The 14686-nt window shown below is 73.2% G+C and carries 9 protein-coding genes; 4 read left to right on the forward strand and 5 right to left on the reverse strand.

Annotation, left to right across the window (positions count from 1 at the left end; translation table 11 throughout):
• Window positions 1–61: 61 nt before the first annotated feature.
• Entirely contained in the window at window positions 62–850 is a 789-nt protein-coding gene (locus tag UW392_RS35105) for a FadR/GntR family transcriptional regulator (protein WP_320779256.1), read from the reverse strand.
• A 187-nt stretch (window positions 851–1037) separates the two neighbouring features.
• Here UW392_RS35105 and UW392_RS35110 point away from each other — a divergent pair, with 187 nt between their 5' ends.
• From UW392_RS35110 to UW392_RS35125, 4 genes are read left to right on the forward strand one after another with little or no spacing between them, the layout of a single operon-like run.
• Window positions 1038–1997, forward strand: a complete 960-nt coding sequence (locus UW392_RS35110; protein ID WP_320779257.1) for a dihydrodipicolinate synthase family protein — start codon at window positions 1038–1040, stop codon at window positions 1995–1997.
• Window positions 1994–2935 carry an ROK family protein gene (locus UW392_RS35115; protein WP_320779258.1) on the forward strand — a complete coding sequence of 314 codons (942 nt, stop codon included), beginning with the start codon at window positions 1994–1996 and terminating at the stop codon, window positions 2933–2935. The genes UW392_RS35110 and UW392_RS35115 overlap by 4 nt, the downstream gene beginning before the upstream one ends.
• Window positions 2932–3615 carry a putative N-acetylmannosamine-6-phosphate 2-epimerase gene (locus UW392_RS35120; RefSeq protein WP_320779259.1) on the forward strand — a complete coding sequence of 228 codons (684 nt, stop codon included), beginning with the start codon at window positions 2932–2934 and terminating at the stop codon, window positions 3613–3615. Before UW392_RS35115 ends, UW392_RS35120 begins: the two co-directional genes overlap by 4 nt.
• A gap of 54 nt (window positions 3616–3669) precedes the next feature.
• Window positions 3670–5139: a sialate:H+ symport family MFS transporter gene (locus UW392_RS35125; protein WP_320779260.1), complete on the forward strand. Its 1470-nt coding sequence runs from the start codon at window positions 3670–3672 to the stop codon at window positions 5137–5139.
• A 34-nt stretch (window positions 5140–5173) separates the two neighbouring features.
• Here UW392_RS35125 and UW392_RS35130 read toward each other — a convergent pair whose 3' ends face one another.
• The 4 genes from UW392_RS35130 to UW392_RS35145 form a co-directional block, all read right to left on the reverse strand.
• Window positions 5174–5767 (reverse strand): DUF6082 family protein, encoded by a 594-nt coding sequence (locus tag UW392_RS35130; protein WP_320779261.1) that lies wholly within the window; start codon window positions 5765–5767, stop codon window positions 5174–5176.
• A 175-nt stretch (window positions 5768–5942) separates the two neighbouring features.
• Entirely contained in the window at window positions 5943–12218 is a 6276-nt protein-coding gene (locus tag UW392_RS35135) for a type I polyketide synthase (protein WP_320779262.1), read from the reverse strand.
• A 28-nt stretch (window positions 12219–12246) separates the two neighbouring features.
• Window positions 12247–13293, reverse strand: coding sequence for a ketoacyl-ACP synthase III family protein (locus UW392_RS35140; protein ID WP_320779263.1), 1047 nt, complete (start codon window positions 13291–13293; stop codon window positions 12247–12249).
• A 34-nt stretch (window positions 13294–13327) separates the two neighbouring features.
• Entirely contained in the window at window positions 13328–14677 is a 1350-nt protein-coding gene (locus tag UW392_RS35145) for an NAD(P)/FAD-dependent oxidoreductase (RefSeq protein ID WP_320779264.1), read from the reverse strand.
• Window positions 14678–14686: the final 9 nt, after the last annotated feature.

Here is a 14686-nt window from a genome sequence, read left to right on the forward strand (position 1 = left end):
GGCACCTGGCCGGTGTCTGCCCCTGGCCGTGCCGCGTGCCCCGGGATCGACGCCGGTCGGATCAGTCATGTTCTCGGACTCCGGTGAAGGCGAGGGAAGGCGGGGGAAGATGAGCGGATCTCGTCCCACTGGGGCCGCGCCGCGGACCGCCGGCCGCCCGGGGAGGCAGCGCCTCCAGGCGTTCTCGGAGGCCGTCGAAGTGGGCGCGCATGGCCTGCGCGGCGCGCTCGCCGTCGGCCGCCGCGACCGCGTCGACGATCGCGCGGTGCTGGGCGCAGGTGACCTCCGGTTGCTGGTGTCCGTCGTCGAGGTCCTCCCGCACCCGCTCCGAGGCGGTCCAGAACGCGTCCAGCACCTCGCTGAGCAGGTGGTTGTCGAGCGCGGCGTAGAGCGCCAGGTGGAAGGCGCGATCGGTGGCGCGGGCGACCCGTCCGTCCTCGGCCTCGCGCTCCATGCGGGCGACGAGACCGCGCAGCACGGCCACGTCCTCGGCGGGGACGGTACCGGCGAGGGTGCCGACGAGGCCGGTCTCCAACGCCTCGCGCACCCGCATCAGTTCGAGCAGCCCCTGGCGGCCCTGCCGGTGCCGGACCGTCGCGCGGAAGGCCAGGGCCTTCGCGAACGGGGTCAGGGCGAGTGATCCGACGTATGTGCCGTAGCCGCGGCGGATCTCGATCACCTCCATGGCCTGGAGCGCCTTGAGCGCCTCGCGGACGGAGACGCGTCCGGCGCCGAACAGCCGCATCAGCTCGGTCTCGGTGGGGAGCGGGTCGCCCGGGGCGAGGCCGCGCTCGATGATCAGTTCCTTGATCCGGCGCTCGATGTCCTGGGCCATGGTCGGGCGGGCCACAGTGTTCCTCCTCGTGGACGGACGGGCGCCCGGCGGCTCTTGACCTGCCACCAGGGCTTCCGCTTAGGGTGAGCCATGACGTAGGACATCTTACGTCTCATGTTCATGTCTCGTGTTCTTGTCTCGTGTCCTTGTCGCGGCTCTGTCCGCGCAAGATGGCCGAAACACCGACCCGCTGGAGCTCCCCATGTCCCTCACCGCACCGCTGCGCGGCGTCGTGCCGCCGGTCGTCACCCCTCTCGACGCCGACGGGGAGGTCGACACGGCCTCGCTCGCGCGGCTGGTCGAGCACCTCGTCGGGGGCGGGGTGCACGGGCTCTTCGCCCTCGGTTCCACCAGCGAGGTCGTCTACCTGACCGACGAGCAGCGGGCCACCGCGCTGAGCACCGTCGTCGAGGCGGCCGCCGGACGCGTGCCGGTGCTCGCCGGGGTCATCGACACCACCACCGCGCGGGTGGGCGCGCACGCCCGTACCGCCGCGAAGCTGGGCGCCGACGCGCTGGTGGCGACCGCGCCGTTCTACACCCGTACGCACCCCAGGGAGGTCGCCGCGCACTTCCGCCAGCTGCGTCAGGACGTGGACCTGCCGCTCTTCGCCTACGACATCCCGGTGTCGGTGCACACCAAGCTCTCCGCCGCGCTCGTCCGTGAGCTGGCCGAGGACGGCACGCTCGCCGGGCTGAAGGACAGCAGCGGCGACGAGGGCGGACTGCGCCGGCTCCTGGTCGACCTCGGCGGCCGGGAGGGCCGGGCCTCGGGACCCGCGCCGGACTTCAGCGTGCTGACCGGGTCCGAACTGACCGTGGACGCCGCCCTGCTGGCGGGCGTCGACGGCGTCGTGCCCGGCCTCGGCAACGTCGACCCGGCCGGTTACGTACGGCTCCACGACGCGGCGCGCTCCGGCGACTGGGACGCCGCCGCCCGCGAACAGGAGCGGCTCGTCGCCCTCTTCGCCATGGTCGACGCCGGACCCGAGGCGGAGATGGGCCGCAGCTCCTCCGCGCTCGGCGCGTTCAAGCACGCGCTGCGGCTGCTCGGTGTCATCGACGGCGGCGCCACCGCCTTCCCGCAGATCCCGCTCTCCGCCGACTCCGTCGACCTGGTCGCCCGGTGCCTGCGCGCCGCCGGTCTGACACCGGGCCGATGACCGCCGTCACCGAGAGCGCGGTGATCGGCCTCGACCTGGGCGGTACGAAGATCGCCGCCGCGCTGTTCGCCTCCGACGGCACCGTGGCCGCGCGGTGCGGCCGGCCGACGCCCGCCCGGGACGGCGCGCGGGCCGTGCTGGACGCGCTCGCCGCCGCGGTGGCCGAGGTGGACCCCGGGCGGCGGGCCACGGCGATCGGGGTCGCCGCCGCGGGTGTCATCGACCCCCTGACCGGCCGCGTCACCAGCGCCACCGACGCCATCCGGGGCTGGGCGGGCACCGCGCTGGCCGCCGGCCTCGCCGAACGCACCGGGCTTCCGGTCGCCTGCGACAACGACGTACGCGCCACCGCCGGACCGGAGTTCGCCGCGCTGCCCGAGGGCGAGGAGTCGCTGCTGTTCGCGGCCGTCGGCACCGGCGTGGGCGGTGCCCTCGCCGCCGACGGCCGGATGCTGCACGGCGCGTCCGGCCTCGCCGGGCACATCGGTCACCTGCCGAGCGCCGAGGCGGCCGGGCTGCCCTGCACCTGCGGGGCCACCGGACACCTTGAGGTGATCGGCTCGGGGCCGGGCATCACCGCCCACTACACCCGCCTGAGCGGTGTGCCCGCCGACCGGCTGGAGACCGTGGCCGAACGCGCCGCGCGGGGCGACGAGGCCGCCGTCGCGGCCATCACCACCGGAGCGGCGGCTACCGGCCGCGTCCTCGGCGGTCTCGCCAACGCCCTCGGCCCCGACCGGGTCGTCGTCGGCGGCGGCGTGCCGCACATCGGCGCCCTCTATTGGGACGCGCTGGCGGCGGCGTTCACCGCCGAACTCATGCCGCCGCTGCGCGGACTCGTCCCCCGGCCGCCGCTGTTCGGCCCGGACGCGGCCGTACTCGGCGCGGCGGCGCTGACCGCCTCCCTCCCCCTGCACCGACCTGGAGTCCCCTCATGACGACGTTCCCGAATCTGGCCGAGACCCTCCAGGGCCGGCTGATCGTCTCCTGCCAGGCGCCCCCCGGCGACCCGATGCGGGAGACCGCCACCCTGGTCCGGCTCGCGCTGGCGGCCTGTGCCGGCGGCGCGAGCGCCGTGCGCGTCAACGAACCCGAGGTCGTCGCCGCCGTCGCCAAGAGCGTGCCCGTGCCGGTCATCGGCCTGTGGAAGGACGGCGACACCGGGATGTACATCACCCCGACCGTCCGCCACGCCCAGGAGATCGCGGCGGCAGGCGCGGCCGTGGTCGCCGCCGACGCCACCGACCGGCCCCGTCCCGACGGGTCCACCTTCGAAGAGCTGGTCACCGCCGTGCACGCGGCGGGCGCGCTGGTCATGGCGGACGTCTCGACGCTCGCCGAGGGGATCGCCGCGGCCGGTCAGGGCGCGGACTTCGTCTCCACGACCCTGTCCGGTTACGTCCCCGGCAGCCCGGTGCGGCCCGGTCCCGACCTGGACCTCGTCGCGTCCCTGTCGGCCGCGGTCCGCGTACCCGTGGTCGCCGAGGGCAGGATCGCCACCCCCGAGGAAGCCGCCGGGGCGCTGGCCCGGGGCGCGCACAGCGTCGTGGTCGGCACGGCCATCACCGCGCCCACCGCCCTTACCGCGCGCTTCGTGGCCGGCCTCACCGCGAACTAGACCCGTACCGGACGGCGTTCGACGGTGGACGCCGTCCGGCTCTGGAGAACCACCGTGCAGACAACATGCTCCTCCCTTCCCTGGTACCGCGAGATCAGCGGCACCCAGTGGAAGTCCTTCTTCGCCGCCTGGATCGGCTACCTCCTGGACGGCTTCGACTTCGTCCTGATCACCCTCGTCCTGACCGAGATCAGTGACGACTTCGGGCTGAGCACGGTACAGGCGGCCAGCCTGGTGTCCGGCGCGTTCATCACCCGCTGGCTCGGCGGTGCCGTCCTCGGCGCCCTCGGCGACCGCTACGGCCGCAAGCTGTCGATGGTGCTCAGCATCCTGCTGTACTCGGTGGGCACCTTCGCCTGCGGCTTCGCCTGGGACTACCACAGCCTGTTCGCCGCCCGGCTGGCCATCGGCATGGGCATGGCCGGCGAGTACAGCGCCAGCGCCACGTACGTCATGGAGAGCTGGCCGGCGCGGCTGCGCAACCGGGCCAGCGGCTTCCTGATCTCCGGCTACTCCGTCGGTTCGGTGCTGGCCGCGCAGGTCTACGACTGGGTGGTGCCCTCGCTCGGCTGGCGCTGGATGTTCTACCTGGGCCTCGTCCCGATCGTCGTCGCCCTGTGGATGCGCCGGGCACTGCCGGAGGCCGAGGAGTGGGCCGAGAACGTCGCGGAACGGGACGAGAAACCCAATCCGTTCCGCCCGCTGTTCCGCACACCGCGGCTGGCGACGCTCAACACCGCGCTGGTGGTGCTCACCACGGTCGCGCTGTTCCTGGTGTTCACCCCGTCCGGCGACGGCATGGTGCCGGTGCTGTCCGTGGTCGCGGGGCTGGCGCTGGTCGCCTTCGCGGTGCAACTGGGCGGCCGGCGCAACTGGCTGCTGTACGTGTCGATGATCGTGACGCTGTTCTTCGCGTTCCTCTACTCCTGGCCCATCCAGGCCCTGCTGCCGACCTACCTCAAGACCGACCTCGGCTACAGCACCGACCAGGTCACCGACGCCCTGTACTTCGCCGGGTTCGGCACCATGGCGGGCTGCTGGGCGGCGGGCTTCCTCGGCGACCGGATCGGCACGAAGAAGGCGTACGCGCTGACGCTGTTGGCCTCCCTGGTCTTCGTCTTCCCCGTCTTCGCCGTCCAGGACAACCTGCTGCTCCTGGGCTCTCTCCTCTTCTTCCTCCAGGCGACCAGCTTCGGCATCTCCGGGCTGCTGCCGCGCTACATCGGCGGCCACTTCCCCACCCGCAGCCGCAGCGCCGCGCTCGGTTTCACCTACAACGTGGGCGCGCTGGGCGGCGCCGTCGCCCCTGTCCTCGGCGCACACCTCTCCTCGGGCATGGACCTCGGCCAGGCACTCGCCGTCCTCACCTTCGCCGGAACGGTCATCGTGGTACTGCTGGTCGGATTCGACGTACCGGCCCGACTGAACCGCCTCACCGACCCCGACGCCACCACCGACCACCTGGCCGCACCGGAGGACAGGCCGGAACGACATCAGCGACGAAGCGACGCCGTCCAGGGATAGTGCCGGTCAGCTGGCCCGCTACGTAGCCGTGTAGCTACGTAGCGGTCTCGAAGTACGCGGCAGCAGCGACCGGCGAGCCGGCAGCGACGGAGCGTGTGTAGCGTTCGTCGGCGATCTCGACGAACCGACGCCTCGTCGGGTCGGCGGAGACCTCGGCTGAGGCACGCCAGCCGGGGCCCCCGGCCACCCAGTGTTCGCGCGCGATCTCACCCTCGAAGTGGCCGTCGAACATGTCCCGGAGCGCGGCCGCGCCCAGGTTCCCGAGCCTGAAGTCGGACTCCCAGTTGGACACGATGAGGTTGGTGAAGAGAATCTGCTTCCTCCGGGCCGCCGTCATCGGCGTCTGCGGCGGCTCCCAGCACTCAAGGAGTGAGGCGTCGCCGAGCGCCAGCATGATCAGCTCTCGATGGGCGTCACGCCGTGCCGCTTCCTGGGCTATCCGCGTCTGTCGAGCCTGGTACCACAGAGAGGCGGCCACTCCGGCCAGCGCGGCCGCGGAGAAGAGTACGGACAGCGCACCGTAGGTCTGACTGACACTGCTCAGCCGTGCCCAGTCCAGATCGCTCGGAGCGAGGACGTCCAGGATGAACGGGGTCGCGAGAATGAGTCCCAGGACGGACAGGACCAAGGAGGCGACAGGAAGTGCGCGGCTCTTCTGTGACGGTCGAAGATTGAACACGTTCCCCCCACTCTGAGAACAGGGCTGGTTGAACCGCTGGTGCACATTTACCGTGCGCCTATGAGTGAGCGCTACCGTCGAGTCAGCGGTATCACCCACCTCTTCGGCCGGCTCCCTTGTGCGGTCACCGCGGGTGGGTCGCGGTCGCGGCGAGCAGGTGGTCCGTCAGTTCGCGCAGCGTCGCCCGGCTGAGGATCTTGCCGACCGGCAGCAGCACGCCGTGCGAGCGCTGCACCTCCTGGCGCAGTTGGGCCGCCATGAGTGAGTCGAGTCCCTGGCTGGTCAGGTCCAGGTCCGGGTCGAGGTGACCGGCCTCGACGCGGAGGATGGCCGCGACGCCGGACCGGAAGAGTGCCGCCGGGTCGGCGGGGGCGGGATCGGGTGCGGGTGCGGGATCGGGTGCGGGTGCGGGCTCGGGGGTGGGTGCGGGCTCGGGGGTGGGCGCTGGTACGGGGGTGGGCGCTGGTACGGGTGTGGGTGGCTGAGCCGGGGCGGGGGTGGGGGTGGGGGATGTCGGTGGGGTGGTGTCGGGGGTGGTGACGTCCCGGAGGAACGGGGAGGCCGCCGCCGTCGGGTAGGCCGCCCGCCAGCGGTTCCAGTCGACCGGCATGACCACTGTGTCGTCCGCGTCGGTGGCCAGCAGGTGGTCCAGGACGGCGAGTCCTTGCGCCGAGGTGAAACCGCTCATGCCCCGGGGGATCAGGTTCCGTCCGAGTTCGGCGCCCGCCTCGGCGGCCATGCCCCGGTCGGTCCAGAAGCCCCAGTTCACGGCGAGGGCCCGGCGGCCCCGGCTGCGGCGGCCGCGGGCGATGGCGTCCAGGCCCGCGTTGGCGGCGGCGCCCGCCGCGACGTGCGGCGAGGCCAGCAGGGCGTTGCCGGAGGAGAACAGGACGAAGTGGTCCAGGTCGTCGGTGTCGAAGAGGCGGTCCAGGACCCGGGCGCCGTCCAGCTTCGGGCGGAGCACGGCCTGCAGCTCACGCAGGGTGGTGTCGCCGACCGGCTGGTACCGGAACACGCCCGCGGTGTGGAAGACGCCCCGGACCGGCGGGTGACCTGCGGCGCGGCGGCGTTCGACGAGCCGGGTCATCGACTGTCCGTCCGCCGTGTCCACGGGCGCGTACTGGACCTCGGCGCCCCGCGCGCGCAGGTCCGCCAGCAGGGCGGTGACGCCGTCGCCCGACGGTGCGGCCCTGCCGGGCACGGTGCGGCCGGTGAGCAGGAGGTGCCGGGCGCCGCGTGCGACGAGCCAGCGGGCCAGTTCGGAGCCGATGCCGCCCGCGCCGCCGGTCACCAGGTAGGTGGCGTCCGGCCGCATCCGGGTCGGCGCCGGCACGGCGGCCGTGGCCGTGGCCGTGGCGCCCGTCGGCTCCGCGTCGACCGGCGGCGGCGTGAGTTCCCCGGCCGCGACCAGGCGCAGTACGCGGCCGAGGAGTTCCCCGGCCCGCTCGGGCCGCTCGCGGCAGTACGCGGGGGTGTCGAGGGTTCGCAGGGACGCGTTGTGCGGCAGGCTCCCGGCGGTGGGAGCCGCCGCCGTCGGCGCCAGGGTCACGAGGCGTCCGTACGGGGCGAGCAGGGCGCGGTTCTGCTCGGCCGGCGTGCCGGCCGCCGAGTCGAGGATGACGTCCATCCGCGTCCCCCGGGTCCCGGCGAGCAGCGCTTCGGCGAAGTCCCCCCGTACGTCGACGACCTGGGCGACACCCAGGGCACGCAGCAGTGCGCGTTCCCGGGCGCTCCCGGCGGTGGCGTGGATCTCGGCGCCGCGCCACCGGGCCACCTGGACGGCGGCGAGCCCCACCGGATCGGCGGCCGCGTGGATGAGGACCTTGTCGTCCGCACCCAGCGGTGTCGGTTCCATCAGGGCGTACCAGGCGGTCAGGTAGGGGATCGGGACGGTGGCGGCCTCGGCGGGGCCGAGTCCGTCGGGCAGCGGGTGGGTCAGGCGGCGGTCGGCGAGGACGTGCGCGGTGGTTCCGGCGGGGGCCGCGGCGACCACCCGGTCGCCCACGGCGACTCCCCGTACCGCGGTGCCGACTGCCGTCACCGTCCCCGCGGTTCCCCAGACGGTCGACCGGGCCGGGGCGATGCGCACCTCGTCGGCGGACGGGACGGTGTCGGGCGTGTTCTCCGATACACGCACCGCCCGGCGCAGTCGCAGGACGTACCGGGTGTCCGCGCGCAGCGCGATCTGGTCCTCGGTGGGGTCGGCGGCCGTGATCTCGCGGGCGAGGTCCGCCGTCTGCTCGGTGCCGCGCGACGGGTCGAGGTCGACGAGGGTGTGCGGGACGACGGAGAGTTCGCTCGCCGCCGTACGGCCGAAGCCCCGGACGGCGGACTGTTCCGGGTCGGGTGCTCCGTCGGCCCCGCTGACGGTCTCGGCGCCCCGGGTGACGAGCACCAGCCGGGGACGCGGGCCGTCGCCCCGTGTCATCGACAGCGCCTGTTCCAGCAGCAGCGCGCTGCCGAGGCCGACGGGTACCGGGTCTTCCGGGCGCGTCCCGAGCAGGCTCCACAGGTGCACGACGGTGGCGATGCCCCCGGGGTGGTCGCGGCCGGTGTCGCGCAGCAGCCGGGCGTAGTCGTCGAGGCGGGCCGGGTCGACGCGGTACGTGCCGTCGTCGTCGCGCCCGTACCGTGGCCCGGGGCGTACGGCGATCCGGCCGCCGGGGGACGGTGGTGCGAGGCGCGGGCCGTAGTCGTCGTCCTCGAAGACCAGCCAGGTGCCGGGCGTCGGCGGTGCCGGTGCGCGGAGGGCGGGGACCGGAAGCCAGTGTGGCTGGTACAGCCAGTCGGTGAAGGGCGCGGGTTCCTCGCGGCGCGTGAGCCAGCGGATGCGCAGACCCGTGAACTCGGCCAGGGGCGTGCCCTGTTCGTCGGTGACGACGACGTCACCGGCGAAGTGGTCGGCGGTCAGTTCGCGCCGTACCGCGTGGCTGTACAGCGGGCTCCCGGTGAGCGGTCCGTGCAGGCGGAACGCGTCGATCGAGCCCAGGACGAAGGCGTACTGGTCGCCTGGGGTGGTGGTGTCCGGCAGGGTCGCCGCGAGGAGTTGGCCGCAGGCGTCGAGGAGCGCCGGATGGGCGTGGTGGCGTTCGCGGTCGGTCAGCCGGTCCGGGACGACGATCTCGGCCAGGGCCTCGCCGTCCGCGTGCCACACCTGCCCGATGCCCCGGAAGACGCCGTGCCAGTCGTTGCCGCGCGCCGCGCACCGGCGGTAGAACTCGCTGCCGGTGAGGTGGGCGGGAAGGTGTTCGCGTACGGGGCCGGGAAGGGCCGGGGCCGGTGGGGGTGTCGGGTCGGCGGAGGCCGGTTCGATACGACCGTGGGCGTGCCGGGTCCAGGAGGTGCCGTCGGCGGTGGCGACCTCGAAGGTCCAGCCCGGTGTCGCCGGACGCAGGGTCACCCGTAGCTGCGGCGGGGTCTCGGCGGTGAGGAACAGCGCCTTGTCGTAGTGGATGTCCTTGAGCGTGACGGCGGGGCCCTGGACACGGGTGGCGGCGGCCAGGGCCAGTTCCAGGTAGGCGGTACCGGGGAGGATGACCAGGCCCTGCACCTGGTGGTCGAGGAGGTAGGCGTTGCCGGCCAGGTCGAGGGGGCCCGTCCAGTGGTGGGTGCCGTCGTCGTGGGCGGTGTGCCTACCGAGCAGGGGGTGAGGGCGCGGGGCGGCCTCCGGCGCCGCCGCCCCGGTGGGCGGCTCCTCGTACCAGAACTCGGTGCGCTGCCAGGGGTAGGTCGGCAGTCCCACGTAGGCGGCCGGGCTGTCGACCAGCGCGGCCAGGCGCAGGGGGTAGCCGGCCTGGTGGAGCTGGGCGGCCGAGGTCAGCAGGGCGGTCAGGTCGTCGGTGTCGCGCAGCAGCGAAGGTGTCACCTGGTCGCCGGTGCGGTCCTCGGGGAGGCACTCCCTGACCGCCGCCGAGAGGATCGGATGGGGGCTGATCTCGATGACCGCGGCAGTCGTGCCGGGGGCGGTGGTCTCGGCGTCGACGGCGGCGTGGAAGCGGACCTCGTCGCGGAGGTTGCGCACCCAGTAGTCCGCGTCGAGTTCCCGTCCGGTCAGCGACTCGCCGGTCACCGTGGAGCGCAGCGGAATCCGTCCGTCTCGTGGCCGTACGGAGTCCAGGGCGGTGCGCAGGGCGTCCAGGAGGGGGTCGACGTGGCTGCTGTGCGAGGCGACGTCCACCTTGACGATCCTGGTGAAGACGTCCCGTGCGGCGAGGGTCTCCAGTACCTTCTCCACCGCTGTGGCGCTGCCCGAGACGATGGTGCGGCGCGGGCCGTTGCTCACCGCGACATCCACGTCGGGTACGTCGGCCAGTTCGCGGCGGAGTTCGTCGGCGGGCAGGTCCACGGCCGCCATGGTCCCCGTGCCGGCGATCTCCCTGAGCAGGGCGCTGCGGCGGCAGATCACGGCGGCGCCGTCGGCGAGGGTGAGCGCGCCCGCGGCGCAGGCCGCCGCGACCTCGCCCATGCTGTGGCCGATCACCACGTCGGGTTCGGCGCCCCAGGAGCGCCACAGCGCGGCGAGGCCGACCTCGACCGCCCAGAGCAGCGGCTGTACGACGTCGATCGGCCAGTCCGGTTCGGCGTCGCCGCTGGTCAGCTGGGTGAGCACCGACCAGCCGCGTTCGGCGCGGACGTGCCGGTCGCACTCCTCGACGGTCTCCCGGAAGACGGGTTGGGTGCGCAGCAGTTCGCGCCCCATGCCGGCCCACTGGGAGCCCTGGCCGGGGAAGACGAAGACGGTCCGCCAGCGGGCGGCGGGCCGGGCGGCGACGACCGGGCGGTCGCCGCGGAGCTGGGTCACGGCCTGGTCGTGGGTGGTGGCCAGGACGGTCATGCGGTGCCGGTGGTGGGTGGCGCGGGTCAGGGTGCTGAAGCTGACGTCGCGCAGGAGGTGGCGGTGGCCGTCCCCGTCCGGGCCGAGGAAGTCGGCGTAGGAGGCGGCCAGTTCGCGCAGTGCGGCGGGGGTACGGGCGGACAGGGCGAGCAGGTACGGCCGGGGTGCGCCGGACGGGGGCGGCACGGGGGCCGGGCGGTGTTCGCCGGACGCGGGCGGCACAGGGGCCGGGCGGTGTTCGCCGAGGACGACGTGGGCGTTGGTGCCGGAGATGCCGAAGGAGCTGACGGCGGCGTACCGGGGGGTGTCGTCGTCCCCCCAGTCGTGGGGGGTCTGCGGGATGCGCAGCGCCATGCGGTCCCAGTCGACGGCGTCGGTGGGGCGGGTGCTGTGCAGGGCGGGCGGGACGGTGCCGTGGGACACGCACAGGGCCGCCCGGACGAGGGCGGCGATGCCGGCGGCTGCCTCGGTGTGGCCGATGTTCGTCTTCACCGAGCCGACCAGCAGCGGGTCGGCGGCCGTGCGGCCCGCGCCGGTGCCGTAGACGGCGTCCAGGGCGCGCAGTTCGATGGGGTCGCCGGTGGGGGTGCCGGTGCCGTGGGCTTCGACGAAGCCGACGCGGCGGGGGTCGACGCCGGCGCGGGCGCAGGCGTGCCGCATGGTGTCGATCTGCGCGGTCTCGGACGGCGTCATGAGGTAGCCGCTGCTGCGGCCCTCGTTCTCGACCGCCGAGCCGTGGATGACGGCGTACACGCGGTCGCCGTCCGCCTCGGCCCGGTCCAGCGGTTTGAGGACGACGACGCCGACGCCGTCGCTGCGTACGAAGCCGTCGGCGTCCTGGGCGCCGAACTTGCACCGTCCGTCTGCCGAGAGCATGTCTGCCTGGGAGAAGGTGATGCTCTCCTCGGGTGTGAGGACCAGGTTGACGCCGGCGGCGAGCGCGAGGCCGGCCTCCCCGGCGCGCAGCGCGGCGCACGCCTGGTGGACGGCGACCAGCGAGGACGAGCAGGCGGTGTCGACGGAGGTGCTGGGCCCGCGCAGGTCGAAGAAGAACGACAGGCGGCCGGAGAGGACGCTGCGCGAGGTGCCGGTGTTGGCGTAGATGTCCAGGGCCCCGGCGGCCCGCAGCAGGTCCCAGTACTCGGCGGTGCGCTGCCCGACGACGACGGCGGTGGGGCTGCCCGCGAGCTGCTCCAGGGTCAGGCCCGCGTCCTGGACGGCGGCGGCGGCGGTCTGCAGGAGCAGCCGTTGCTGCGGGTCCATGTGGCTCGCCTCGCGGCCGGAGACACCGAAGTAGGCGGCGTCGAAGCCACGTATGTCGGGCAGGAACCCGCCCCGGCGGCTGATGATCCGGCCGGGGGTGCGGGGGCGGGGGTCGTGGAAGGTGTCGACGGGGAACCGGTCGGCGGGTATCTCCGAGGTGGCGTCGATGCCGTCGAGTTGCAGCCGCCAGAACGCCCCGACGTCGCGCGCGCCGGGGAACTCGCAGGCCATCCCGACGATGGCTACGGGCAGCGGGGCGGGAGGGGTCGGGGCGGCTATCGGGTCCTGCTGCTGCGCCGTCACACGGCACCTCCTGTCGTCAGTCATCGAGTCACCCGGTCCAGGACGGCAGCGCGCGGACCGTGAGGACCACGGCCACCGCCGACCAGCCCGGGGCGCCGCCGAACAGCAGCACGTGGTCGCCCTCGTCGAGCTGTCCGGTGCGCAACAGGTGGTCCAGCGCGATGAACTGGTCGCTGGCGGAGGCGTGTCCGATGCCGCAGCCGAACTCCCACTGCGACCGGGTGACGTCCAGGCCCAGCGGTTCGGTGGCGCAGTTGCGGGTGGTGGCCTCGTCGCCGTTGGGCACCAGCACCCAGCGCAGGTCGGAGCCCTTGAGGCCGGCCTCGTCCAGGGCGGCGAGCACGGTCTCGGAGCACGCTTTCGCGATGCCGTCGGCGATGCTCATACCGCCGACCTCCCGCACCCGCTCGTTGAACTGCTGGGCGCGTTGCACGGTGTCGACGCGGCGGCCCGTGGACCCGGTGGGCGGGAAGAGGGGTTCGTCGCCGCGGGCCATCGCCTCGAACTCCGGGTAGACCCGGGAGACGACCGCCTCCACCTGGGCGAAGCCGTCGGTGGGGCTGATGACGACGGCGCTGGCGGCGTCGGCGGCGATCACACCCATCGGTCCGCTGTTCCAGCGGTTGAGGAGGGGTGAGTCGAAGTTGTCGGCGGTGGTGAGGAGGATGTCCGGGCGGTCGGCCGGCTGGTGCGCCAGCAGGCCGGCGGCCAGTTCGACGCCGGTGAGCATGCTGTTGCAGCCGTTGCGGATCTCGGTGCCGCCGGCTCCGGCGATGCCCAGCTCCCGCATGATGTACGCCGCCGGCGACCACATCTCCGGGCCCTGGAAGAACGTCGATCCGTGCAGGACGGTGCCGATCGTCGCGGCGCCCGACGGGGAGCGGTCCAGCGCGGTGCGGGCGGCCCGTACGGCCATGTCGGGCGGGGCGTCCGGTCCGGCGACGAGCACGCCGCGCAGCCGGCTCTCGGCGTGCACGGCGGCGTCGTACAGGCCCGCGGCGACCGCCTCGGACGCCGGGTAGGCGGGGGGCAGCCAGCAGCCCAGGCCGGTGAGGAAGACGTTGGCGGGCTTCATGTCGTTGCACCTCTTGTCCAGGTCCGGATGGTGGTCAGAACAGGGCCCGGGAGTCGGGGGAAACCTTCATCTTGCCCAGCAGCGGGTGCCAGAGGTGTCCGGGATCGGCCTCGACGGCGGCGACGAACTCGCGCATCGCGGTCAGCGCGGCCGGTTCCTGTTCGTCGTAGACGTCGCCCTGGAGGAGTTTGAGGACGTCGATGCGGTAGCGGGGGTCCTGGACGAAGGCGGTGAAGAGGATGTTGAGCCGGTAGTAGAGCGAGATGAACTCGTACCAGCTGGACACGCCGCGCCGCAGTTTCGTCACGTAGTTCTCGAAGCGGGCGGCCTTGAAGTCGCCGGCCTCGGCGGCGGCGATGATGTCGGCGCAGGCCAGCCGGGCGCTGTTCATGGCGACACTGACACCGCTGGAGAAGATGGGGTCGACGAACCGGGCGGCGTCGCCGATCATCACCATCGCGTCGTCGCACACCTTGCGCATGCCGTAGCTGTAGTCGCCCTCGGCCTTGAAGGGACGGACCCGTTCGGTCTTCTTCAACGCGTCGTGCAGCAGGGGCCGGCTGCCCACCGAGTCCCAGAAGAACGCTTCGAGGTCACCGGCGCTCTCCCTGAACCGGGCCTTCTGGGTGACGACGCCGACCGAGGTGATCGTGTCGGTGATGGGTATCTGCCACACCCAGGTGTCGGTGAGCGGCAGGAAGTGGATGAAGATGTACTCGGCCTGGTTCTCGTCGTTGGCCAGGGCCTCCCGGTCCAGTCCCTCGAACCAGCTGTGCACGGCGTACTGGTTGAACACCGGGTCGGCCACCTTGACCCCCAGCTGCCGTCCCAGCAGGGTGCCGCGTCCGCTGGCGTCGACGACCATCCGGACCGCGACCTCGGCGGTGCCTCCGCCCAGGCCCACCTTCAGCACGGGACGGTCCGTGTCGGAGAAGTCGACGCCGCGCACCCGCACCCCGGAGTACACTTTCGCGCCGAGGCTCTCGGCGTGTTTGAGCAGGATGTGGTCGAAGCGGCCCCGGTCGACGTGGAAGGTGTGGTCGCGGTCCACGCCCAGCTGGTCGCGTTCGTTGAACAGTACGTCGGCGGCGCCGAGGCCGTGGTCGTGGACCTGGAAGCCGAGCGGGTCCACGTCGTCGGCGTTGGCCGAGGTCCAGGCGGCGCCGTACTTGCGCGGGAAGCCCGCCTCCTCGATCTTGTCCATGGCGCCGATCTCCAGCAGTACCGGCGTGGTCGCCGGCACCAGGGACTCGCCCACGTGCTCCCGGGGGAAGAACGCGCCCTCGAAGACCGCGACCGACAGACCGGCCTTGGCCAGGTAGGACGCGGCGGTGGAGCCGGCCGGGCCGCCGCCGATGATGCCTATGTCGTAGTCGTGCGTCATCTGATCTCC

The sequence above is a fragment of the Streptomyces sp. CRN 30 genome (genome assembly GCF_034105845.1).